At 51.8% G+C, this 23,869-nt stretch carries 21 protein-coding genes; 10 read left to right on the plus strand and 11 right to left on the minus strand.

The genetic code is table 11. The features are described from left to right. Positions 1-14: 14 nt before the first annotated feature. The 7 genes from cydB to ispD form a co-directional block, all read right to left on the minus strand. Positions 15-1,154, minus strand: a complete 1,140-nt coding sequence (cydB, locus tag ACO0K9_RS04880) for a cytochrome d ubiquinol oxidase subunit II (protein ID WP_422982306.1) — start codon at positions 1,152-1,154, stop codon at positions 15-17. A gap of 9 nt (positions 1,155-1,163) precedes the next feature. After that, on the minus strand, positions 1,164-2,750 hold the full coding sequence (locus ACO0K9_RS04885) for a cytochrome ubiquinol oxidase subunit I (protein ID WP_422982308.1): 1,587 nt from the start codon (positions 2,748-2,750) through the stop codon (positions 1,164-1,166). Next, positions 2,737-3,069 (minus strand): cytochrome oxidase putative small subunit CydP, encoded by a 333-nt coding sequence (gene cydP, locus ACO0K9_RS04890; protein ID WP_422982310.1) that lies wholly within the window; start codon positions 3,067-3,069, stop codon positions 2,737-2,739. Before cydP ends, ACO0K9_RS04885 begins: the two co-directional genes overlap by 14 nt. Next, positions 3,069-3,671 carry a GbsR/MarR family transcriptional regulator gene (locus tag ACO0K9_RS04895; RefSeq protein ID WP_422982312.1) on the minus strand — a complete coding sequence of 201 codons (603 nt, stop codon included), beginning with the start codon at positions 3,669-3,671 and terminating at the stop codon, positions 3,069-3,071. The genes cydP and ACO0K9_RS04895 overlap by 1 nt, the downstream gene beginning before the upstream one ends. A gap of 201 nt (positions 3,672-3,872) precedes the next feature. After that, positions 3,873-4,142, minus strand: coding sequence for a DUF4404 family protein (locus ACO0K9_RS04900; RefSeq protein WP_422982314.1), 270 nt, complete (start codon positions 4,140-4,142; stop codon positions 3,873-3,875). A 39-nt stretch (positions 4,143-4,181) separates the two neighbouring features. Beyond that, positions 4,182-4,685 carry a 2-C-methyl-D-erythritol 2,4-cyclodiphosphate synthase gene (ispF, locus tag ACO0K9_RS04905; protein WP_422982316.1) on the minus strand — a complete coding sequence of 168 codons (504 nt, stop codon included), beginning with the start codon at positions 4,683-4,685 and terminating at the stop codon, positions 4,182-4,184. Beyond that, entirely contained in the window at positions 4,675-5,412 is a 738-nt protein-coding gene (ispD, locus tag ACO0K9_RS04910; RefSeq protein WP_422982318.1) for a 2-C-methyl-D-erythritol 4-phosphate cytidylyltransferase, read from the minus strand. Before ispD ends, ispF begins: the two co-directional genes overlap by 11 nt. A gap of 128 nt (positions 5,413-5,540) precedes the next feature. On the opposite strand from ispD, the gene mfd reads away from it, so the two are divergent. The 4 genes from mfd (at position 5,541) to ACO0K9_RS04930 (ending at position 12,766) form a co-directional block, all read left to right on the plus strand. Then, on the plus strand, positions 5,541-8,972 hold the full coding sequence (gene mfd / locus ACO0K9_RS04915) for a transcription-repair coupling factor (protein ID WP_422982320.1): 3,432 nt from the start codon (positions 5,541-5,543) through the stop codon (positions 8,970-8,972). Between the two features lie 24 nt (positions 8,973-8,996). Continuing rightward, positions 8,997-9,845 (plus strand): phosphoserine phosphatase SerB, encoded by an 849-nt coding sequence (serB, locus tag ACO0K9_RS04920; RefSeq protein ID WP_422982322.1) that lies wholly within the window; start codon positions 8,997-8,999, stop codon positions 9,843-9,845. 409 nt (positions 9,846-10,254) lie between these two features. Next, positions 10,255-11,328 (plus strand): phosphotransferase, encoded by a 1,074-nt coding sequence (locus ACO0K9_RS04925; protein ID WP_422982324.1) that lies wholly within the window; start codon positions 10,255-10,257, stop codon positions 11,326-11,328. 178 nt (positions 11,329-11,506) lie between these two features. Next, on the plus strand, positions 11,507-12,766 hold the full coding sequence (locus ACO0K9_RS04930; protein WP_422982326.1) for an acyl-CoA dehydrogenase family protein: 1,260 nt from the start codon (positions 11,507-11,509) through the stop codon (positions 12,764-12,766). Between the two features lie 75 nt (positions 12,767-12,841). Here ACO0K9_RS04930 and ACO0K9_RS04935 read toward each other — a convergent pair whose 3' ends face one another. The 4 genes from ACO0K9_RS04935 to ACO0K9_RS04950 all read right to left on the minus strand — a co-directional run bounded on the left by ACO0K9_RS04935 (position 12,842) and on the right by ACO0K9_RS04950 (position 16,377). Next, complete coding sequence (locus ACO0K9_RS04935) at positions 12,842-13,564, minus strand: SIMPL domain-containing protein (RefSeq protein ID WP_422982328.1); 723 nt, start codon at positions 13,562-13,564, stop codon at positions 12,842-12,844. A gap of 76 nt (positions 13,565-13,640) precedes the next feature. Continuing rightward, the gene (locus ACO0K9_RS04940) at positions 13,641-14,819 is read right to left on the minus strand and encodes a M56 family metallopeptidase (protein ID WP_422982330.1); all 1,179 of its coding nucleotides are present in this window, start codon (positions 14,817-14,819) and stop codon (positions 13,641-13,643) included. Between the two features lie 146 nt (positions 14,820-14,965). After that, a complete protein-coding gene (locus ACO0K9_RS04945; protein ID WP_422982332.1) occupies positions 14,966-15,346 on the minus strand; it encodes a BlaI/MecI/CopY family transcriptional regulator in 381 nt (126 codons plus the stop codon). A 155-nt stretch (positions 15,347-15,501) separates the two neighbouring features. Continuing rightward, positions 15,502-16,377 carry a DMT family transporter gene (locus tag ACO0K9_RS04950; RefSeq protein WP_422982334.1) on the minus strand — a complete coding sequence of 292 codons (876 nt, stop codon included), beginning with the start codon at positions 16,375-16,377 and terminating at the stop codon, positions 15,502-15,504. Positions 16,378-16,583: 206 nt separating this feature from the next. On the opposite strand from ACO0K9_RS04950, the gene ACO0K9_RS04955 reads away from it, so the two are divergent. The 6 genes from ACO0K9_RS04955 (at position 16,584) to ACO0K9_RS04980 (ending at position 23,854) form a co-directional block, all read left to right on the plus strand. Further along, positions 16,584-17,276: a glutathione binding-like protein gene (locus tag ACO0K9_RS04955; RefSeq protein ID WP_422982336.1), complete on the plus strand. Its 693-nt coding sequence runs from the start codon at positions 16,584-16,586 to the stop codon at positions 17,274-17,276. A 228-nt stretch (positions 17,277-17,504) separates the two neighbouring features. Continuing rightward, positions 17,505-18,731, plus strand: coding sequence for a DUF2863 family protein (locus ACO0K9_RS04960; protein ID WP_422982338.1), 1,227 nt, complete (start codon positions 17,505-17,507; stop codon positions 18,729-18,731). 28 nt (positions 18,732-18,759) lie between these two features. Further along, positions 18,760-19,272, plus strand: coding sequence for a GNAT family N-acetyltransferase (locus ACO0K9_RS04965; protein ID WP_422982340.1), 513 nt, complete (start codon positions 18,760-18,762; stop codon positions 19,270-19,272). A 116-nt stretch (positions 19,273-19,388) separates the two neighbouring features. Then, positions 19,389-21,242, plus strand: a complete 1,854-nt coding sequence (locus ACO0K9_RS04970) for a DUF3857 domain-containing transglutaminase family protein (protein WP_422982342.1) — start codon at positions 19,389-19,391, stop codon at positions 21,240-21,242. Positions 21,243-21,513: 271 nt separating this feature from the next. Continuing rightward, positions 21,514-22,704 carry an acyl-CoA dehydrogenase family protein gene (locus tag ACO0K9_RS04975; RefSeq protein WP_422982344.1) on the plus strand — a complete coding sequence of 397 codons (1,191 nt, stop codon included), beginning with the start codon at positions 21,514-21,516 and terminating at the stop codon, positions 22,702-22,704. A 10-nt stretch (positions 22,705-22,714) separates the two neighbouring features. Next, a complete protein-coding gene (locus tag ACO0K9_RS04980; protein ID WP_422982346.1) occupies positions 22,715-23,854 on the plus strand; it encodes an acyl-CoA dehydrogenase family protein in 1,140 nt (379 codons plus the stop codon). The last annotated feature ends 15 nt before the right edge of the window (positions 23,855-23,869 follow it).

Below are 23,869 nucleotides of genomic sequence, written 5' to 3' on the forward strand. Positions count from 1 at the left end.
CATCCTTTCATGCATCAGTATGCAGAATGTTCATTCGCCTTGATATGCGCTTCATCCACCCGACCACGCAATACCCTGTATATCCAGGCCGTATACATCACGATAATCGGCAGGAAAATCACTACCACCCAAAACATGACTCCCAGGCTCTTGTGGCTGGCCACGACATCCCAGGCAGTCAGGCTGCTGGATGGGTCCAGTGATGAAGGCATGACAAACGGGAACATGGATACCCCAGCCGTCAAAATAATCATGGCCACCGCCAGCCCGCTACTGATGAAAGCAGCCACATCCCTGTTCCTCCAGGCAAACAGCGGACTGGCAATGCTGGCCAGCAAACCTGCCAGTGGCAAGCACCACAACACCGGCGCATGGCGGAAATTGTCCAGCCAGGCACCCGCGGCTTTCTCGGCCACCTTCATGGTTGGCATGAAAGAGGTATTCACGTCCGGCATACTAACGATGCGATAGCCATCCATGCCGGTCGCCACCCACACCCCAGCCAGCGCGAACAGGGTAAAAGTCAGGATGGCGGCGATCAGCAAGGCTTTCCTGGCTCTTTCCCGGACTATCCCCTCAGCCTTGGTGCGCAAAAAAGCCGCGCCATGCATGAGCAGCATGCAAACACTGATCGCCCCTGCCAGCAAGCCAAAGGGGTTCAGCAAGCCGATGATGCCACCCAGATATTCCAGCCGCATGCTGTCGTCATAATGAAAAGGTACACCCAGCAGCAGGTTGCCAAAAGCCACCCCAAATATCAGGGGTGGAACAAAGCCACCGACAAACAGCGCCCAGTCCCAGGCGTTACGCCAGCGCGTATCCTGCACCTTGCTGCGATAATCAAAACCTACAGGCCGGAAAAACAGTGAGAACAACAGCAGCATCAAGGCCACATAAAACCCGGAAAAAGCCGCCGCATAAGCCAGCGGCCAGGCAGCAAACAGGGCCCCGCCGGCGGCAATAAACCAGGTCTGGTTACCTTCCCAGGTGGGTCCTATGGAATTGATGACGATGCGTCTTTCCATATCGGTCCTGGCGACAAACGGCAGCAGCATGCCGACACCAAAATCAAAACCGTCCGTCAATGCAAAACCAATGATCAGCACACCGACAAAGGCCCACCAGATCAGCTTTAATGTTTCATAGTCAAACATGATGCGCCCCTATGCCTTTGCAGTTTGATTGAGCACCGGCTCAGTGCCTGCCTCAAAATGGTATTTGCCGGTATGCAGGGCACTCGGCCCCAATCGCGCGTATTTGAACATCAGGAATAATTCCAGCACCAGCAGTATGGTATAAAAACCCATGAAACCGGCCAGACTGAAATACAAGTCATTCACCTGCAAGGTCGATGCCGATAGATGCGTCGGCAGCACGCCAGAGATAGTCCAGGGTTGGCGACCATATTCCGCAACGATCCAGCCAGTTTCTATCGCCACCCAGGGCAAGGGGATGCTGTACAGAGCCAGCTTCAGTAACCATCTGTGTTTCGACAGGCGACGGCGTATCAAAAAATAAAATGAAGTGGCAAAGGTGAACAAAAACAGTACCCCCAAACCCACCATCAACCGGAAACCAAGGAACATGGGTGCCACCTTGGGAATCGAATCATGGCTGGCCTTGTCGATTTGCGCAGGCGTGGCATCGACGACATTGGCCGTATATTTTTTCAGCAACAGTCCATAGCCCAGGTCTTTCTTCAGGCTTTCAAATTCTGCCCTTGCGGCTGGCGATTTATCGCCCGATTTCAAACGCATGAGCGCTGCATAGGCCTTCATGCCATTGACGATGCGGACACGGTTTTCCTGCTTCAGGTCCTTGATGCCCGTCACCTGGGTATCGGTAGAACGGGTGGCAATCAACCCCATCAGGTAAGGAATCTTGATGGCGTAGTCGGTGCGTTCTTCCTTGTCGTTGGGCAAACCTATCACGGTGAATGGCGCTGGTGCCGGTACAGTATCCCATTCGGCTTCTATGGTCGCCAGTTTGACCTTGTTGACCTCACCTGCGGTGTAACCTGATTCATCCCCCAATACAATCACAGACAAGGTAGACGCCAGGCCAAAGGCCGAGGCAATCGCGAAAGAGCGGATGGCAAATGCCGTATCCCTAGCCTTCAACAGATAATAGGCCGAAACCCCCAGCACAAACATCGATGCCGCCACATACCCGGCGGCCACGGTATGTACAAACTTGACCTGGGCAACAGGGTTGAAAAATACTTCCTTCAGACTGAGCAGCTCCATACGCATGGTTTCAAAATTGAAGTCAGCGCCGACTGGATTATTCATCCAGCCATTGGCAATCAAGATCCACAAGGCCGACAGATTCGAGCCCAGCGCCACCAGGAAAGTCACCCCCAGATGGGCGGGTCTGGACAAGCGGTTCCAGCCAAAAAACATCAGCCCGACAAAGCTGGATTCCAGGAAAAACGCCATCATGCCCTCAATCGCCAACGGTGTACCAAAGATATCGCCGACATAATGCGAATAATAAGACCAGTTGGTACCGAACTGAAATTCCAGGGTGATGCCGGTGGTGACGCCCATGGCAAAATTGATGGCAAACAGCTTGCCCCAGAAGCGCGTCATATCCTTATAGATTTCGCGCCCTGTCATCACATACACCGATTCCATGATGACCAGGATCCACGACAAACCCAAGGTCAGGGGTACAAACAGAAAGTGATACATTGCCGTCGCCGCAAATTGCAGGCGCGACAGGTTAACGACTTCTTCAATCGGTGCCATGGCGGTCTTTCAATGCAGGTGGAGTTTTGTCATTCGCTACAGCTTCTGCCTTTGCCGGTGCTGATCCGGCCAGATGGTCAGCAAACGCACGGTCTGCTGACGCCAGCAGGTGTTGCTCCATCTTTTGTGTCGGCAAACGCATATGGCTGGTTTGCGGATGAGAGAAAAAGGCATACCACAAGGCACTCAATACAATCAGCTTGATCAGGATAGCCAGCAAAATTTCCGCCCACAAGGGCAATGTCCCGAGTTGCAGGATGTTCACGCGGCCGGGCCGCCTGAGGAAGAAGAAGAAGAAGAAGGGGGAGGAGTCATTCATCATGCCCTCTTTTCTGATGCCGGAGCGGCATCTTCATCCGCTTCGCCTGTGGCACTGCCACCGAAGCGAAATTTATCGCGAATATCCAGTATGGTCTTCACTTTGGAGCCCATTTTCATCAGTGAAGCCAGGGTTTCGGGTGAAAGCCGCTGCACGTCATCAAACCAGGAAGTCGACAATTCAATCAGTTGATACATTTCGCGCATGCGTTCCTGTGCCAGCTTGTCGGCTTCACTGGCAGGGTTTTCCAGCAGGGCATCGCGCAGCATGGACAGGGTTGGCTCTATCTCACGTCGCCGGCGCTCTTCCAGCAAAGCCTTGAAAATGTCCCAGATATCTTTTGGCGGTTCAAAATACTCGCGTCTGTCACCCGGCTTGTGCAATAACTTCACCAGACGCCAGGCTTGCAATTCTTTTAAGCCCATACTCACATTCGAGCGAGAAAAACTCAACGCTTCGGCGATATCATCTGCATTCAGCGGCTGGCCTTGCACATAAAGCAAGGCATATATCTGCCCCACAGTGCGATTAATACCCCAACGGCTCCCCATTTCCCCAAAGTGCAGGATAAATCTTTGCGTCAGCGGACTTAGCGTTTCCATATTCAAGCTTTCCAATTTTCTGAATTTTCTGAATTTTCACAAGTTACTGAAATTATAGGATGTTCATGAAATTCTTGCTGAGCACGTCAAAAAATGGAAAACCGAAACTGGAGACCAGCTTATCGGGCACAGAAAATGCAAAACCGCCATGACGGCGGTTTTGTGTGGAATAGCTGAAACGAGGCTTGCTACAAAGTCTTTCTACACACCGATTTTCTCCAGCATGGTACCCAGCTCACGCAAAGCAGGTTCCAGTTTGGGGTGCTGGGCCGCAAATTTTGCCGACAAGGCTTGTGAGCGTTCGCTGAGTGCTGCAAAAACAGGATCGTCATGTTTCGATGTCGTCAATACCTGCTGGATATCAGTACTCAGTGTTTCCAGCAAAGATTTCAACTCTTCATCAACCGGCCCGGCACCCGCCAATTCTTGATGTAACTGGGTCAACAAGTCCTTCAGGTGTTCGCTTTTCATACTGCATCTCCTCCATTGTTTTTAAATACTACATCCAGTTTAGGCGCTTGCCATGGGAAAAACCAGCACTACCGCTTCGGCAGCGATCCCCTCTTCGCGCCCCAGATAACCGAGCCGCTCATTGGTCTTGGCCTTGATGTTGACCTGATTCACATCCACCTGCAAATCCCCGGCAATATTCGCCACCATGGCCGCAATATGCGGCGCCATTTTCGGTGCCTGGGCAATGATGGTGGCATCCAGATTACCGACCTGATAGCCAGCCGCATGAATCCGGCTAACGGCTTCACGCAATAACACCCGTGAATTGGCACCGGCAAAGCGCGTATCCGTATCTGGAAAATGCCTGCCTATATCACCGAGTGCCACTGCCCCAAACAAGGCATCAGTAATCGCGTGCAGCAACACATCGGCATCAGAATGCCCCAGCAAGCCGGTATGGTGCGCAATCTCCACGCCACCGATGATCAGTTTGCGCCCCGGGACCAACGCATGACAGTCATAACCTTGCCCGATTCTGAAGGGCAGCATCTTATTTTGCATCAATCTTTCCCTCTTCAAATGGAATACCCATCAATCTGGCAATCAGGGCCAGATCGCCCGGCCGCGTCAGTTTCGCATTGCAGGGATGCCCCTCTACCAGTGCCGGCACATGGCCTGCGGCCTCGATGGCGCTGGCTTCATCCGTCACCTGTTCAGCCTGATCCAGGGCATCGCACAGCAGTTGATAGCGAAACATTTGCGGCGTCTGCGCCAGCCACATGCCGTCGCGCGACACGGTCTTCACCCTGCCATCAAGCACCTGTTTAACCGTGTCCACCACCGGCAAGGCCAGCAAGCCGCCAACGGGGTGCCGATCCAGGCTGTCCAGCAAATGGTGCAGCAAGTGCTGATTCAAGCCCGGCCTGGCGGCATCATGCACCAGCACCCAGTCACCCGCCGTCAATTGACCAGCCAGTTGCAATGCCATCTGGCGCAGGCCATTACGTACCGTATCCCTGCGTGTATCGCCACCACAGCGCAGTACGCTCAGTTTCTCTGCGGTTTGCAGATGCGTATCGACATAACTGTCACCAGCGCTGACCACGACAAAAGTATGCTGTACTGGCACAAAATTTAAAAAAGCGTCGACCGTATGTTGCAAAATAGTCTTAGCACCCAGTTGCAAATACTGCTTGGGAGTAGCCGCCCCCATGCGAGATCCTACTCCTGCAGCCGGAATCAGTGCAAAATAGCGTGGTTCATCCTGTGATGTAATTTCCGCGACCATACAATCCAGATTTGTGCTCTCTGATATCAAAGAGCCCCTTCGTTTATAATGAGGCGCTCATTTTAACCGCGTATCCTGTTCCGTAATACGTTTTACGGCATCCTTTCGTATAGCCGCATATAGCCGCAATGTCATTTGATTTCAGCAAATCTTTAGCCAAACCCGGCCACAGGCTGGCACTTCCTTATCTGCACGGCTCTTCCGATGCGTATGCATTGGCGCAAGCCGCCACCGCGCTCAAGCTGGAAAAGCGCATGCTGACCATTTTTGTTGCCAATCCGGGAGATGCCCAGCGCCTGCTGGATGAAATCCCCTGGTTTAATGCAGAACTGCGTTGCCATTTGCTACCAGACTGGGAAACCCTGCCCTATGATGCGTTTTCACCGCATCAGGACCTGGTATCAGAACGCCTGGCCAGCCTGCATGAAATCCAGAATGGCAATTGTGATGTCTTGCTGGCACCGGCGACTACAGCCCTGCTGCGCATGGCACCACCGTCTTTCCTGGCAGCCTACACCTTCTTTTTCAAAAAAGGGGACCGCCTTGATGAAGCCAGGCTGAAAACACAATTGACGCTGGCCGGTTACAGCCATGTCAACCAGGTCATGTCGCCGGGTGAATATTCAGTGCGCGGCGGCCTGATCGACCTGTTCCCCATGGGTTCGCCCCTGCCCTACCGTCTCGACCTGTTTGGCGACACCATAGAAACCATACGCACTTTTGATGCCGACACCCAGCGTTCGCTGTACCCGGTACCGGAAGTACGCCTGTTGCCGGGACGTGAATTCCCCATGGATGAACCGGCGCGGGCAGCCTTCCGCAGCCGCTGGCGTGAAACCTTTGAAGGCGACCCTTCGCGTTCGTCCATCTACAAGGACATAGGCAATGGCATACCTTCAGCCGGTATAGAATATTATCTGCCGCTGTTTTTCGAACAAACCGCCACCCTGTTTGACTACCTGCCCGAAGCCCCGCATTTTGCACTGATCGGCGATATTGACGATGCCATCAAACGCTTCTGGAACGATACCCGCTCGCGCTACCAGTTTTTAAAGTCTGACCGCGAACGTCCGGTACTGGTACCAGAAACCGTATTTTTGCGCGACGAAGACTTCTTTGCCGCCCTGAAACCGCTGGCACGCTGGACCATCGCCGAAACAGACAAGGCAGCTGCCGCCTCGGAAGTATCCAGCTTTTTACCGGATATCGCCGTCAATCGCCGTGCTGACGATCCATTGGTGAACTTGCGTTCTTTCCTGCTGCAAACAGATAAACGCGTGATGATTTGCGCCGAAACCCTGGGCCGGCGTGAAACCTTGCAACAGTATTTCACTGAATACGATATCCGCCTGAGCCTGTGCGAAGGCTATACCGACTTTGCCACGGCAGACGCCAAACTGATGCTGGGTGTGGCCCCGCTGCACGCCGGTTTTGTGCTGGCAGATGGCCTGGGCTTCATTACCGAAGCCGAGTTGTATGCCGGCAATGGCAAACGCATAGGCCGCAAAAAACAGGAAGCCGTTACCCAGGTCGAGCACATGGTGCGCGACCTGTCAGAGTTGAAAATCGGTGACCCTGTGGTCCACAGCAACCATGGCATAGGCCGCTATATGGGCCTGATCAGCATGGATCTGGGCGAAGGCGAGACCGAATTCCTGCATCTGGAATACGCAAAAGACACCAAGCTGTATGTGCCGGTATCGCAACTGCATGTGATTTCGCGCTATTCCGGCGCTTCGCCAGATGACGCACCCTTGCACAGCCTGGGTTCAGGCCAGTGGGAAAAGGCCAAGAAAAAAGCCGCACAGCAAATCCGCGATACCGCCGCCGAATTGCTGAACCTGTATGCCCGCCGTGCCGCGCGCCAGGGCCACGCCTTTGAATATTCTGCACGCGATTATGAAGCCTTTGCCGACAGCTTTGGCTTTGATGAAACACCAGACCAGGCAGCCGCCATCACCGCCGTGATTGGCGACATGACGTCCGGCAAGCCCATGGACAGGCTGATCTGCGGCGATGTCGGTTTTGGCAAGACGGAAGTGGCCTTGCGTGCTGCCTTTGTTGCCGTCATGGGTGGTAAGCAAGTCGCCATCCTGGCACCCACCACCTTGCTGGCCGAACAGCATGCCCAAACCTTTGCCGACCGCTTTGCCAACTGGCCGGTGAAGATTGCTGAACTATCGCGCTTCCGCTCCGGCAAAGAAATCAGCCTGGCGATGAAAGGCATGGGCGACGGCACCATCGACATCGTCATTGGCACGCATAAATTGCTGTCCGCTGATGTCAAATTCTCTCGCCTTGGCTTGGTCATCATCGACGAAGAACATCGTTTTGGCGTGCGCCAGAAAGAAGCCCTGAAGGCCCTGCGTGCCGAAGTCGATGTGTTGACGCTGACAGCAACACCGATACCACGTACCCTGGGTATGGCGCTGGAAGGTTTGCGTGACTTTTCCATCATCGCCACTGCGCCGCAAAAACGACTGGCGATCAAAACCTTTGTACGCGGTGAAGATGATTCAGTCATCCGCGAAGCCTGTCTGCGTGAACTGAAACGCGGCGGCCAGGTGTATTTCCTGCACAATGAAGTTGAGACCATAGAAAACCGCAAGGCCATGCTGGAAGCCCTGCTGCCAGAAGCGCGCGTGATCGTGGCACATGGTCAGATGCATGAGCGCGACCTGGAAAAAGTCATGCGTGACTTTGTGGCCCAGCGCCATAATATCTTGCTGTGTACCACGATTATTGAAACCGGTATCGACGTACCAACCGCTAATACCATCATCATGCACAGGGCCGACAAATTCGGCCTGGCGCAGTTGCATCAATTGCGTGGCCGCGTAGGTCGCTCCCACCACCAGGCCTATGCCTATTTGCTGGTACATGATGTGCAAAGCCTGACCAAACAGGCGAATCGTCGGCTTGAAGCCATCCAGCAAATGGAAGAACTGGGCAGCGGTTTTTACCTGGCCATGCACGATCTGGAAATTCGTGGTGCCGGTGAAGTGCTGGGTGATAACCAGTCTGGCGAAATGCATGAAATTGGTTTCCAGATGTATTCCGACATGCTGAGTGAAGCAGTACGCTCACTGAAGAATGGCAAGGAACCTGATCTGGCCGCACCATTGTCAAGCACGACAGAAATCAACCTGCACATACCTGCCCTGCTGCCAAATGAATTCTGTGGCGATGTGCATGAACGCCTGTCCATCTACAAACGCCTGGCCAATTGCAACAGCGCCAACGGCATTGATGACATGCAGGAAGAAATGATAGACCGCTTTGGCAAGCTGCCCGAACCCGTGAAGTCCCTGCTGGAAACGCATAGACTGCGCGTCGCCGCCAAACCGCTGGGCATCATCAAGATCGACGCCCATAGCGAAGCCGCGACCCTGCAGTTTGAACCCAAGCCACCGATAGATGGCATGCGCATCATAGAACTGGTACAAAAAAACAAGCACATCAAGCTCAATGGGCAAGACAAGTTGCGCATCACAGCCGCCATGCCCGACCTGGCCAGCCGCGTAGCCCAGATCAAGGCCACCATCAAAGCGCTGCATTAAATTTACTGAATATAAGAGACGACCATGCATTTGACCATACAAGGCTTGAACAACACGCTCAGCAATAACACTGCACTCATTCAGGACATCGCCAGCCAGACCAAAGCAAAACTGGACCAACTGAATGCTCAGGCAGTGCGTCTGGATAATGCAGAATGTGATGCACAGACCTTGACTACAATACGCGAACGCTGCTTCGCCGCCCAACTGGATGTCACGGCTCTGGACAGGCAACTTGCTCTGGCTGATTTCAAACTGGTCGCCATGGATATGGATTCGACCCTGATCACCATAGAATGCATTGATGAAATAGCCGACATGCAGGGCCTGAAACCGCAAGTTGCCGAAATCACCGAAGCCGCCATGCGCGGTGAACTGGAATTCCAGGAAAGCCTGACCCGTCGCGTCGCCTTGCTCAAAGGCCTCGATGCCGCTGCCCTGCAACGCGTGTATGACGAACGCCTGCAACTGTCCCTGGGTGCAGACCAGATGCTGAAGACCATACAGCAAGCCGGCCTCAAGACTTTGCTGGTATCCGGCGGCTTCACCTTCTTTACCGACCGCATGAAATCACGCCTGAACCTCGACTACACCCACTCCAATGTACTTGAAATCCAGGATGACAAACTGACCGGCAAAGTCGTCGGTACCATCGTTGATGCGGATGAAAAACAAAGAACCGTCGAACGCGTCTGTGCTGACCTGGGTATTTCCACCAGCCAGGCCATCGTCATGGGTGATGGTGCAAATGATTTGAAGATGATGAAAATTTCCGGCCTGTCAGTCGCATTCAGGGCTAAACCCGTAGTGCGGGCACAGGCAGATATCGCCTTGAATTTTGTGGGGCTGGATGGGGTGTTGAATCTGCTTTGAACAATATAGTTTGTTTTATGGCTTAGTCTGGCAGGAATTACATTGAAAAATCCCCTCCCTTTCAAGGGGAGGGAGTATTGAAACGCCTCTTCTTAACGCAAGTACTTACTTGAAAAATTAAATCTCTGAAACAGGCCAATCGCTACGCAACTGTCCCAACTTCCACTAAGAGCTAGTCGAGATAATTATTCCAGATAGCAATTCTCAATGACAAACTCCTTGCTTTCAACTGCCACAGTCCACTAACCATCATCAATACAGTCATTGAAAAAATGACCAAATACCATAACCTCACAATAAATAGTACGAACGTTCTATTATTTGAGTTAGAATAGTTTTAGCCCATCCAGCACATTCACCTGCGCCAGGCGTAAGATCATACTAAAACTGAAACAATTGGGAGACACCGATGTTTGAAGAATTCATGGGCACCATGCCGGTGGCCGAGCGTCAGAAATTTGATGTGGCAGCGCTGGCAGACTATATGCGCCAGCATGTTGAGGGTTTCGATGCCTCGCTGGCAGACAAGCTGGTGGTTGAGCAATTCAAGGGTGGCCAGTCCAACCCCACTTTCAAACTCAGTGCTGGCGACCAGCGCTATGTGATGCGTGCCAAACCTGGACCTGTCGCCAAACTGCTGCCTTCTGCCCATGCCATAGAACGTGAATTCAAGGTCATGAATGCCTTGAACAAGACAGGCTTTCCGGCTGCACGCCAATATGCGCTGTGCACCGATGAAGATGTCATAGGTCGCGCGTTTTACATCATGGAATTTGTTGATGGCCGTGTGCTGTGGGATCAATCCCTGCCCGGCATGACGCCTGCGCAACGGGCAGATATCTACGATGAAATGAACCGCGTTATCGCCCAATTGCATACCATAGACTATGCGGCCATAGGTTTGGCCGATTACGGCAAGCCTGGCAATTATTTTGCTCGCCAGATAGACCGCTGGACCAAGCAGTATCGCGCTTCCGAGACTGAAAAAATCGAAGCCATGGACAAACTCATAGAATGGCTGCCGCATAATATTCCGCCTGGTGACGACACCAGTATCGTGCATGGTGATTACCGCCTCGACAATATGATGTTCCACCCGACCGAACCACGCATCATGGCAATACTGGATTGGGAACTGTCGACACTAGGTCATCCACTGGCTGATTTTTCTTATCACTGCATGAGCTGGCATGTGACACCTGGCCAGTTCCGCGGCATTGCCGGTCTTGATCACAAGGGCATGGGCATCCCTAATGAGCAGGAATACATCGCCAAATATTGCGAACGCACTGGCAAGACCATACGCGAGGAAGATTTCAATTTCTATCTGGCCTATAACCTGTTCCGCATGGCGGGGATTTTGCAAGGCATCATGAAGCGCTATGTCGATGGCACGGCATCCAGTGCCCAGGCAAAAAAATCTGGCGAAGCAGCACGCCCCATGGCGGAACTGGGCTGGAGTTACGCTAAAAAACAATTATAGGACTTACGAAAAATTGTCCCAGCAAGGCGTAGCGACGAAGACAGTACTTTAGTACGCGGCTCCTAGGAGAGGAGCTGCAACACAGCTGGGGCAGTTTTGCGTAAGTCCTAATAAATTCAGACGGTAAATTCTTTCAGGTCCACAGTAGCGCAAAACGAACAATATCATTGGAGACAACATGGAATTCGAATACTCAGATCGCTGTAAAGACTTGCAAGGCCGACTCTTGCGCTTCATGAATGAACATATCTATCCGAATGAAAAAGCCTACAAGGAAGAAATAGACCGCAATGGCCTGGAAAAAGGTAATCGCTGGATCGCCACCCAGATCATAGAAGGTTTAAAACCGAAAGCACGTGCGCAAGGTTTGTGGAATTTATTCCTGCCAAAATCGGTACGTGCCCCAGAAGGCCTGTCAAACCTGGATTACGCCCCATTGTGCGAAATCATGGGCCGTGTTGGCTGGGCACCAGAGGTATTCAACTGTTCCGCCCCCGACACCGGCAATATGGAAACCATAGAACGCTATGGCAGCGAAGAACACAAAAAACAATGGCTGGAACCACTGTTGCGTGGTGAAATCCGTTCTGCCTTTGCCATGACTGAACCTGGTGTTGCATCATCAGACGCCACCAATATCGAAACCCGTATCGACCGCGATGGCGATGACTATGTCATCAATGGCCACAAATGGTGGATATCTGGTGCTGGTGACCCGCGTTGTGCCGTGTACATCCTGATGGGCAAGACTGACTTCAATGCTGCCCGCCATTCACAACAATCGATGATACTGGTCGATGCAAAAACCCCGGGCATCAACGTGGTCCGCCCTCTTCCCGTCTTTGGTTACGATGATGCGCCACATGGCCATTGCGAAATCCTGTTTGAAAACGTGCGCGTGCCGGCATCGAATATCCTTCTGGGTGAAGGCCGTGGTTTTGAAATTGCACAAGGTCGCCTTGGCCCAGGCCGCATCCATCACTGCATGCGCGCCATAGGCGTGGCTGAACGTGCGTTGGAATTGATGTGCAAGCGCCTGAACAGCCGCACTGCCTTTGGCAAGAAAATTTCTGAACAAAGCATCTGGCGTGAACGCATTGCCGAATCACGCATACAAATCGATACAGCGCGCCTGCTGACCCTGAAGGCTGCCTATATGATGGATACCGTCGGCAACAAGCATGCACAGGCAGAAATTGCCATGATCAAGGTCTTGGCACCGAATGTCACCCAGCAGGTGCTGGACTGGGCCATACAGGCCCACGGTGCGGGTGGCGTTTCCGGCGATTTTCCGCTGGCTGCACAATGGGCTGGCAACCGTACTTTACGCTTGGCAGACGGTCCAGATGAAGTACACAGAAATGCGATTGCCAAACTGGAGCTGGCAAAGCACATCAGTTTGAATGAAGACCTGGGTTTGCCGATTACCCGTTCTTAGGCAATCAAAACTTGCTAGAAACCTGTGCGCAATTCTATAGCCTCACGAATTGCGCACAACTACCTCAACCTGGCATCACCGGGTACGGAAAATCACATTGACGGATTTTTTGTACATCAATGCGCCGGGCAAAGACAGATCAGTCATGGTAGGTTTGTCACCCGCACTGGAATTCGTTTGTACCAGTCTGGCCCCATCCAGCCCAAGCTCACTGTCTATCCGGCTCAAAGCCTGTTCTGAAACCGCCGTTGGCCCCACCAGTTTGACAGAGAAACCGGCAGCCAGTTCCTTCGCCCTGTCCCGCGCATTTTCTGCCGCTTTGGCTGTCAGTTGATGTTCAATCTGCACGTAGTCCGTACGTCCAAACCGAACTGAAAAATTACCCAAATAAGGTCTGGACCACAGGTATTGCGTGATTGCATTCCATGGCTCCAGATTTTTGACATAGATATGGAAGGTCCTGATCAGGCGGTGACGTTGCAGACGCGGCTCATTTGCCTGCATTTCATTCGCGCTGACCAATTTCCTGGTGTCATGCGCCTCAATATCAGTTGAAGCAATGTGATTGCTCAACAAAAATTCGAGTACTTCATTGGATTGAGTATTTAACTGTGCCAGCGTTTCATCGGCACTGGCTTCAAAAGAAGTCAGTTCAAAATCCATCTCGGCAACATCGGCTGGCAAAGTGATCGTGGCGCTGCCGTTGACGTGGATAAAGGGATAGGCAGGTAATGTGCCTGCTTCTGCACCGATGGAAATCAATGCGAGGAGAAAAAATCTGAAATGGCGAAGCTTCATATTTATTGATTATTGTTTTTGCAGCCTTGAACGAAAAGCTGGTGACAAACTCGTTGCCACCAGCAAAACCTGATACTTACTGCAATTTCCAGACATACTTTACTTTCACCCAAAGATTGGATTTTTTCCCATTCACCTGCCCCGGAACCGCCTTGACATGGCAATTTTCAAGCGCGTCAATGACAGCATTATCCAAATCTGGAAATCCCGTCGACCGGTCAACTTTGGCCTTTATTATCTGTCCACTGGTAGCAACCAATGCAGATACATAGGTGACACCGACTTCTTCACGTTGCAGAGAAGATTTAGGATATTCAGGCTTGCATTGATTGAAATCGACAATTGGACTTTTATCTCCGTTTTTTTCATTTGCAACTCCAGTGCTTTCAATCACCTGCTTCTTTACAGCAGTTGCTGCCACTGGTGTATTTACCTGCGCATACATGGCCAGGCAGCTGGTGGTAATTCCCAGAATGGCAACCGCGGCCTTCCAGTTGATGGTGCTTACTTCAGGTTTGACAAGACGTTTAATACGAGACATAAGATTTCCTCCATGTGCCGCCTGGGCTAGTTGAGGGCTTGTGAATTGGAAGTTGGCCAATTCAGAAAGTGCAAGAGCAAGACGCCGCGGTTCGCCTGTGACTCTTGCGGCAAGATCGTCCGCAATTTCTTCTCTGTCATGACGGATCTGCCTAGATATCCACCATACTGCCGGGTGGTAAAACAGCAGCATCTCTATCGTGGACTGAACCAGGTTCAGTAAATAATCATGACGCTTTATATGGGCCATTTCATGTGCCACCAGCATTTCCAGTAGCTCGACCGGCATGCCGCTCAGCATGGCGCCCGGCAGCAAGATCATCGGGCGAAAAATACCCACGGCCAAAGGTGTATTCAGATCATCCACGACACGCAGCACTACCTTGCCATGGATCTGGAATTGTTGGCTCAGTTGATCGATGCGTGCCTGCCACCACAGGTCTGGCTTGCTGCGCCGGGAACTGGCATACCTGCCTATCCATAGCAGACCGGCACCCATGCGCACAGCCAGTAAGGCAACGCATATCAGCCAGGCTATTACAATGTCACTCAGATGCATTTCCAGCCAGGCTGATACATTCATCCAACTTGACTGATTCAAACCAAGACGAATCGGCAAATCGCTCATTCCCCCTGCTTCCATACTGGAATAGCTGACGCCCAGGCGCGAGCAAAACTCTCTGACTGGAAGCACCATACAGGTCAGCAATGCCATATAACTGGCGACATAGCGAGCCCTTGTCTGAGCAGGGCCGATGCACTTCAACAGCAAAGCCAGGAACAAGGCAATCAACAGGCCTTGCCGCACAAAGTGCAGCAAAGCCCAACCCAGAGCGTTGATGAAGGATGGAAGAAATTGGCTCATTTCTTTTCCTCATTCAGCAATTTCTGTATCTCGGCCCGTTCTTCCTTGCTGACGTGTCCGCGCAAAGCGGCCATGACCAGGTCTTTTGCCGAACCGGAAAACGCCTTGTATATCAAATCCTTCAAGAGATTGGTCTGCAAGGAATCCTGGGCCTGGGCTGCCGCATAGATGTGTGAGCGCTGCTCTTCATCCCTGTTGAGCAAGCCTTTGGTATGCATGACCTGCATCAGGCGCAAAACCGTTGCATAGCTTAATTCTGGCCGGTCCTTGATGGCAGCCTGATGCACTTCCTTGACCGTCGCCGGCCCGGTTTGCCAGATCAGGCGCAGTAAGTCGAGTTCTGCGGCGGTAGGTTTGCGTGAGGTATTTTTGCTCATGGCGTGCTGGCGGCGGCTGTTGATGTGAATGTAGAATATATGGTCTAGATTAATTTGTCTAGATCATTTTATCTATTTTCTCCAACAATACCGGAAGCAATAAAAAATCGCCGCAAAACCAGGAAATAATATGCACTGACGAAGACAGGCAGAGGTCAGTCTGTTGAGCGTTGCCCATGCTGCCCATGTTGATAACTGGCATACCCAGTCGCAACAAGCACGATGAGGGCACCAATCAATTCACGTATGCCCGGCGTTTCATTGAGAAAAAAGTAAGCCAGCAACATTCCGTAAACAGGCTCCAGCGAAGTCATGAGACTGGCGAAACTGGTAGACAAGCGGCGCAGGCTGAACATGAACAATCCATGTGACAAGGCAGTAAAAACAACACCCAGCAACACCAGTCCATACCAGGTCTGTGGTGCAACGTCAGACATTACACCTGAACCCAGTACCCACGGCAAAAGCACCAGTGCAGCCACACCGTTTTGCAGGAATGCCAGTTTGAATGCAGGAATCTGCCCTCCCTGCCAGCGATTCGCCATCGCCAGAAATGCAAAACTAAGGCCCGACAAAATGCCCAGCGCCAGCGCTATGACCGCGCCTCCATTCCAGGATGCATCACTGACCATCACCACCATGCCTGTCACCACCAGTACCGCAGCCCAGGCGTCTGATGCGCGCCTGGTTTCTTTAAAAAACCAGGGTTCAAGCAAGGCGACAAATAGAGGGAAACTGGCAAAGCCCATGAGACCAAAAGCAACCGGCGCAAAATTCAAAGAGGCGAAAAAAGTCAGCCAGTGCATGGCCAGCAATACCCCGCACAGAATCACAGTCTTGGGAATATCACGAAAATTCAATTGTCCCTGCAAGGCCAGCAGTGGCAACAAACTCAGCGCAGCAAACAAGGTACGACCAAACACCAGCAACAGCGCCCCCGTTGCCAACAGCTTGCCCACTACCCCCGCCGCACCGAAAAGGAATACCGCTACATGCAGGGCCAACAAAGAGGAAAGCGTGTTATTTTTCATAAAGTACGGCGGGAATTGCTCAACAAGAGACAAAGTTAAACAATAGCATCATAGGCTTGGACCAGGCTATCTCTGTCACCGGCACTGAAGCCCAGCCGTAGCGTGATGAGGTAAAAATAGTATTTACCAGCAACTGAAGCACAAATGTCCGAATCTATGCATAATGGATGCATGCTGTTTTCATCAACCATGCAAAGAGGAAAGCAATGATAGACGTTTATTCCTGGCCGACTCCCAACGGACACAAAGTACACATCATGCTGGAAGAATGCGGCTTGCCCTACCGTGCTATCCCGGTAGATATCGGCGATGGCGACCAGTTCAAGGCAGATTTCCTGGCGATTTCCCCCAATAACAAGATCCCCGCCATCGTTGATGCAGATGGTCCTGATGGCAAACCGATTTCCCTGTTTGAATCCGGTGCCATCTTATTGTATCTGGCAGGAAAAACCGGTCAGTTCCTGGGTAAAACCGACAGGGAAAAATATGACACCCTGCAGTGGCTGATGTTCCAGATGGGTAGTGTCGGCCCCATGCTGGGCCAGGCGCATCATTTCCGCATGTATGCGCCGACGCAGATCGACTATGCCGTCAATCGCTATACCAATGAAACCAAACGCATTTATGGCGTGATTGATAAACAACTGGAAAAAACTGCCTACCTGGCTGGCGATGACTATACGATTGCCGACATTGCCTCTTTCCCCTGGACGCGCTCTTTCGCCAATCAGGGTATAGACTGGACAGAGTTCCCGCATGCCAAACGCTGGTTCGATACCATCAGCAAACGCCCTGCTGTACAACGTGGCGTGCAGGTATTGGCCGATTTACGCAAGCCACTGGATAACGACAAGGCAAAAGAAGTACTGTTCGGAAAAACACAATACGCTAAGAAATAATTTCATTCACCTGAGGGGCTGGTGTAGTGCTGCACTCTTCTTGCCACTTATAAAATGCGCCTTTTCCGCCGATACCGCGTCAAAAATCCTCGCAATACCTCTGTATTGCTGCGGTTTTTTTCTTGTCTCAACGAAAAATTCGCGATTTTATAAGCATCAATCTGCGTGCAACACGACACTAGCCGATTGCCGTTACAATGGGCTTACTCCTCTCTACTCTATTTCAGTATGCGTCGTCCGATAAAAAGAAATCGTTTCAAACTAGCCGCTGAAAGTCAACGCGTTGTCAATCTTGCGCTGGCCGTAGCGCAATCAGCCAGCCGGGTCGAAGACCTGGATTGGCAAGCCAGGCTGGATGCACTGGTCACCAAAAATCTCAGGCAACACCATCAGGACATGCTGGACGCCGCGACTGAACATTTGTTTCAGTCGCACCCGAATGGCTATGAAGTCTTGACCGAGACACTGGAATCCACCAGCACCTGCAGCACTTTTGAGTATGAGGGTCAGCCCTATACCTGCCTGCTGATTGCCGCACCGGTATTGGCCTGGACACGTTTTGAAATCACCTCTGGCAGCATACCGGTAGAGGCATTAAGCCTGCTCAGTGCACAATTGTCTGCCAACTTGCTGGCCGGGCATACCCAATTGCGACTACTACCCAGTTTGTATTCCATTGACCAGTTGCCACGCAATCACGTGGAAACCTTCGCCCTGCTGGAACGTCAGGGTGTGGCAATGCTCAAGCAAGCGACTGTCCCGGTAGAAGCAGAACGCGCAAAGACCGTCCCCTTTCTGGCAGATATACGCTATGTGCTGGGGGTGTTGGCCGTACCTGTTGGCAAGCCTTTGTTCCAATGGCAAACCATCGACGCGCCGTTTGATTGCGTGCAGGCCAAGAGTGATGCCCTGCTACAATGGCAACAAGAGACTGAAACCACATTCAAGCGCCTGTTGCCAGGATGTGGCATCGAAGTCTTGCTGCCCGAATCCTATTACACCGCCTGTCGCGAAGCGGATATCAAGATACGGCCTGCCACCATACGTTCAGCCATGTTCTACCTGACCCAGACCCTGGGTAAAGAGGCTGACCAGTTCAGCGTTATCATTGCCTCGTTTGGTGAACAGGAAAACCCTGGGCAAATCGATGAATATCGTGTCAGCTTTTGCCTGCGTGATGAACCGGAAGTCGTGTATGGCGTGGTCTGGCCCTTGTACCAGGCTGAAGACCAGATCATCGCGGTCAATCTGGATGACAATGAACAACTGGCTGGCGAGATTCCCGGCATCCTGCAAGAATGCGGCGTCACCGACATCATCCAGTTGGAAGAAATCTTTGCGATGGAATTTTGCGATGATTGCGGCACCCCCCTGTTTGCCGACCGCGAAAGTGACTTGGTCCATACAGAAATGCCGGATGACACACCGACCCCAGGTGCCACGCATTTTCACTGATGCAATCGGCATGATTTGATGGTGCGGCATGACAGTCACAGATACGTCATCACGTAAAAACGAACAACCCGGCAATGATTTACATTTCCGGGTTGGTCTGACTACAGACGCAAAGATCATCAGCGATCTGGTCATGCTGTTTGCCAAAGACTTCAGCATCAATCCCGACGGTAGTGGTGCTGATTTATTTCATCAATCGGTGTCAGAGACTGCCGAGCGGGCCTATCTTGCAGATAGCCGCTACCACTTCATCCTTGCCATGCGGGATGATACGCTGGCTGGCTTCATTGCCCTACGCGACCATAGCCATTTGTTTCATCTGTTTGTCGCCCCGGCATTTCAGGGGCAAGGGCTGGCGACAGTCTTATGGCAACGTGCCCGTCAATACGCTGCCTCCCAAGGGCATGGCACTGGCATCACCGTTAATTCTTCCCTGAATGCCATCCCCGTCTATGAACGCTTCGGCTTCAAGGCCACCAGCAAGGTCGTTGAAATGCATGGCATCGCCTTTTTACCGATGCAATTTCAATTGAACAATTGAGCGAACAAGTTGTCAAAAGTAGTAGCAATCTACGATACACTACACGCGCCACTAAAACTCAATTCATTAATATAATAGGGATGTGCTCTGACAAAGACTCACAAGCACACACATACATGAAAAAATACCTGCTCGCTGCTTTCTGTATTCTCAACTTCATCAGCGCCTCAAGCATCGCTAAAGATGATGGCACAGACAAATCCATCACTATTCTGAAAGAAATACAATCCTTTGTCGTCAATAGGGACGGCAGCTATGCAGTCACCGTAGAGAGTTACGTACAAATCAACGAAGAGCGCGCAGTAGTCTCTCAGTCACAACGACAATGGTCTTTCAACCAAAGTCTGGAGACCCTGGAATTACTGGAAGCCTATGTAGAAAAACCTGACGGCCGAAAAGCCCACGTCAAACCAGAGCAAATAAAATTGCAGCAAGAGCCTGCATACAGCGGTGCGCCCATGTTTCAGGACATGCAAGTCAGGGTAGTGATTTATCCCGAAGTTGCAGTCGGCGATAAAATTTATTCAAGACACAGCAAAACACGTAAGACAGCGATGTTCCCGGGGCAATTCAGTGATTACACACCTAGCCGTTATGTTCCCACCAAACAGCTGACCATGATTTACGATATGCCTGCCGACATGCCTTTGCTTAACCAGGCAGATGGTTTTGTCGCCACGCCTGCTGTCACCCAAAATGACCGCACGGTATATCGCTGGGATTATCTGCCCTCTGACAATCCGCGCATAGAATCCTCTTCAGTCAGTTATGCAGACTATGGAAAGCAACTGGTGGTTTCCACTTTCACGGATTATGCGAGCCTGGGTAAGGCCTATTACCAGACAGCGGCCCTGACGACAAAGGCAAATGCCAAGATCAAGGCAAAGACTGCAGAAATTACTCAAGGCATCAACAATCCACGTGATAAGGCCTATGCCATTTACGACTGGGTAAGAAAAAATATTCGCTATGTTGCCGTGTACATCGGTAATGGCGGGCTGGTGCCACATAACGCAGATGAAATTCTGGACAACCTGTATGGCGACTGCAAAGACCACACCAGCCTGATGGAAGCCATGTTGGCCGCCGCAGGAATAGACAGCACCCCGGTACTGATCAATTCTGGTGACTCTTTTAAACTGTCACCTGTTGCCAACCTGGGTCAACTCAACCATGCCATTACCTTTATTCCCAGCCTGAACCTTTATCTTGACTCAACCGCCATCGATGTCAATCACGGCTATTTACCTTTTTCAGTTTGGGATAAACCTGCCATCCTGACCAGGACCGGTGAAATTGGCAGGACACCGACAAAAGAATTCTTCAAAACCAGCAGCAACTACAAGGTCAATATTTCGACCGAAGGTGCAGCCCAGTTTGAATTTGCACGCGAAGATACGGGCCAGTCGGCCGAACCGACGCGCTATGAACAAAGCAACTGGCGCATCAACGATCAGGAACTTGCGGTGGAAAACATACTGAAAGGCTATGGCATGACCGGCAAAGGTACCGTCGAACTGGGGAAACTAAAGGAAACCGGGGACAACTACGCATTCAAACTCAAAGGCAAAGTCGACAACTGGACTTACCTTCCAGGCACAGTGGGTATAGCTGCCAATAGCAGCCTGTATGCAGGTATGGCCAATAGCATTTATGGTTTAACGGCTGAAGTGGAACGCACACAGGATTTCATTTGCCCCGAAAACAATTTCGTCGAAGAAGCCGTATATCAATTTCCCGCGCAAGCAAAAATACTGTATATCCCCAAGGATGTCGATATGCGCACTGCGTTTTTTGAGTATCAGGCAAAATATACGCACAATGACAAACAGGTCGTCATCAAACGCACATTTAAAAGCGGTAAGGAAGGCAGTCGTGTATGCACCCCCAACGACCATCAGGCCATGCAAGCCACTATCAAGAAAATGGTGCAAGACTTGCGTAGCCAGTTCATCGTGCAGGTGCAATAGAATTTTCCTGGTGAGTTCTGACCCGCCTGATTAATCCTGTGCAGGTCAAAAAGCCAATGTGCCTGCGCATTGGCTTTTTTTGCATCCTTTGATTTGACCTGATATTGTTTACACAACGAAACAGGCTTAAAAAACAGCCCATTATTTGTCGACAAAACACGACTATCACCATTTTCAAAATCCGTTGTACAATTAGTTTTGAACGGTCGTGCTTTTTTCTGCTTTTTTTTTGTTAATTGCTTGCTGCGGCCATCATAAAACAGGAGACAACATGGATTTGAACTATACGGCTGAAGACCTGGCCTTCCGGGATAAGGTGCGCGCCTATCTGGAAGCCAATCTTCCACCCGACCTGCAGCAAAAAGTATTGAACCATAAGCGCCTGTCCAGAGAAGACTTTGTTCGCTGGCATAAGATACTGGCAAAGCAAGGCTGGGTAGCCACAGGCTGGCCAGCAGAATACGGTGGCACGGGCTGGACACCGACCCAGCGCCACATCTTTGAAGAAGAATGCGCACGTGCAGGCACACCTGCCATCCTGCCCTTTGGCGTGAATATGGTCGCACCTGTCATCATGGCGTTTGGTAATCAGGCACAAAAAGACTATTACCTGCCACGCATACTCAGTTGTGAAGATTGGTGGTGCCAGGGGTATTCGGAACCGGGCTCAGGCTCTGACTTGGCTTCCCTGAAAACCCGTGCGGAACGCGATGGCGACCATTACATCGTCAATGGCCAAAAGACCTGGACCACCCTGGCCCAGCATGCCGACATGATTTTCTGCCTGGTGCGCACCGACACCGGTGTACGCAAACAGGAAGGCATTTCTTTCCTGCTGATTGACATGAAGACGCCGGGCATTACCGTACGCCCCATCATCATGCTGGATGAAGAACATGAAGTGAATGAAGTTTTCTTCGACAATGTCAAAGTACCGGTACAAAACCTGATAGGCGAAGAAAACAAGGGCTGGACGTATGCCAAATACCTGTTGGGCCATGAGCGCACGAATATCGCCGCAGTGGGCCGTGCCAAGCGCGAATTGCAATTCCTCAAGCGCATTGCTGCCAAACATCAAAAAAATGGCCAGCCGCTGATCAATGATGCCGTCTATGCCAGCAAGGTCGCCAGCCTGGAAGTGGAATTGATGGCGCTGGAAATTACGGTCCTGCGCGTGATCTCTCAGGATAGTGGTCGCCCTGGTCCGGAAGCATCCCTGCTCAAAATCAAGGGCACGGAAATCCAGCAAAGATTGACGGAATTGATGGTAGAAGCAGTCGGCCCCTACGGCCTGCCGTTTGACCCGGCTTTCCTCGAAGGTGAAACCGAACACAGCGTGGTGGGCGACGATGATGCTGCGCCGCTGGCACCGTATTACTTCAATTTCCGCAAGACCTCCATCTATGGTGGCTCCAACGAAATTCAAAAAAATATCATCACCCAGATGATCCTGGGTCTGTGAGGAGAGCATTATGGATTTCAACTTAACGCAAGAACAAAAACAGTTTGCTGACGCCTTACGTCGCTGGGTAGAAAAAGACTATACCTTTGAACAGCGCAAACACGTCATCGAATCGGCTGAAGGTGTATCCGCCAAAGCCTGGGCTGACCTGGCAGAACTGGGTGCGCTGGCCCTGCCTGTTCCTGAAGAACAGGGTGGCTTTGATGGCTCCGCCATTGACATGCTGGTCATCATGCAGGAACTGGGGCGCGGCATCGTTATCGAGCCCTACTTTGCCACTGTCATGGGTGCAGAGTTCCTGAAGAAATCCGGCAAGCATGCGGATGTGCTGGAACAGGTCGCTGGCGGCGAAGTCAAGCTGGCGAATGCCCTGGGCGAAAGACAGTCACGCCATGACCTGTTTGACATTGCCACCACCGCTGGCAAAACTGCCGATGGCTACGTACTCAACGGCAGCAAGACCGTGGTGTTGCATGGTGCCCAGGCAGATAAACTGATCATATCTGCCCGCAGCAGCGGTGCGCAGCGCGATACCAATGGCATCAGCCTGTTTATCGTTGATGCCAAGGCCGCAGGCATCAGCCGCCGCGACTATCGCACCATCGATGGTTATCGTGCCGCCGACATCACGTTAAACCAGGTAAAAGTCAGCCAGGACGCCCTGCTGACGACAGTAGATGCCGGCTGGGAACTGCTGGATGCGGTGGCCGATTATGGCGTTACCCTGTTGTGCGCCGAGTCCATAGGCATCATGGAAGCCATTACGGCAGCCACCCTGGATTATCTGAAAACCCGTCAGCAATTTGGCGTCCCTATCGGCAAATTCCAGGTCTTGCAACATCGCATGGCAGAAATGTTCATGGAAATGGAACAGGCCCGTTCCATGGCCACACTGGCTGCCGTCAAGATCAGCGCTGATAATGTCGAAGAACGTCGTCGCACTGTATCTGCCGCCAAGGCCAGGATAGGCCAGGCCGCCAAATACATAGGCCAGCAAGCCGTGCAATTGCATGGTGGCATGGGGGTCACCAATGAACTGCCAGTAGCCCACATGTTCAAACGCCTGACCACCATCGAGTTGTCATTGGGTGATACGGATCATCACCTGGCCAGATTCGTGGCACAGCCCGGCTTTAAAAACGCAGCCTGATTGCTGTAGAAAAAT

This window comes from Undibacterium sp. Ji50W (assembly GCF_049340445.1).
Classification (GTDB): Bacteria; Pseudomonadota; Gammaproteobacteria; order Burkholderiales; family Burkholderiaceae_D; genus Undibacterium.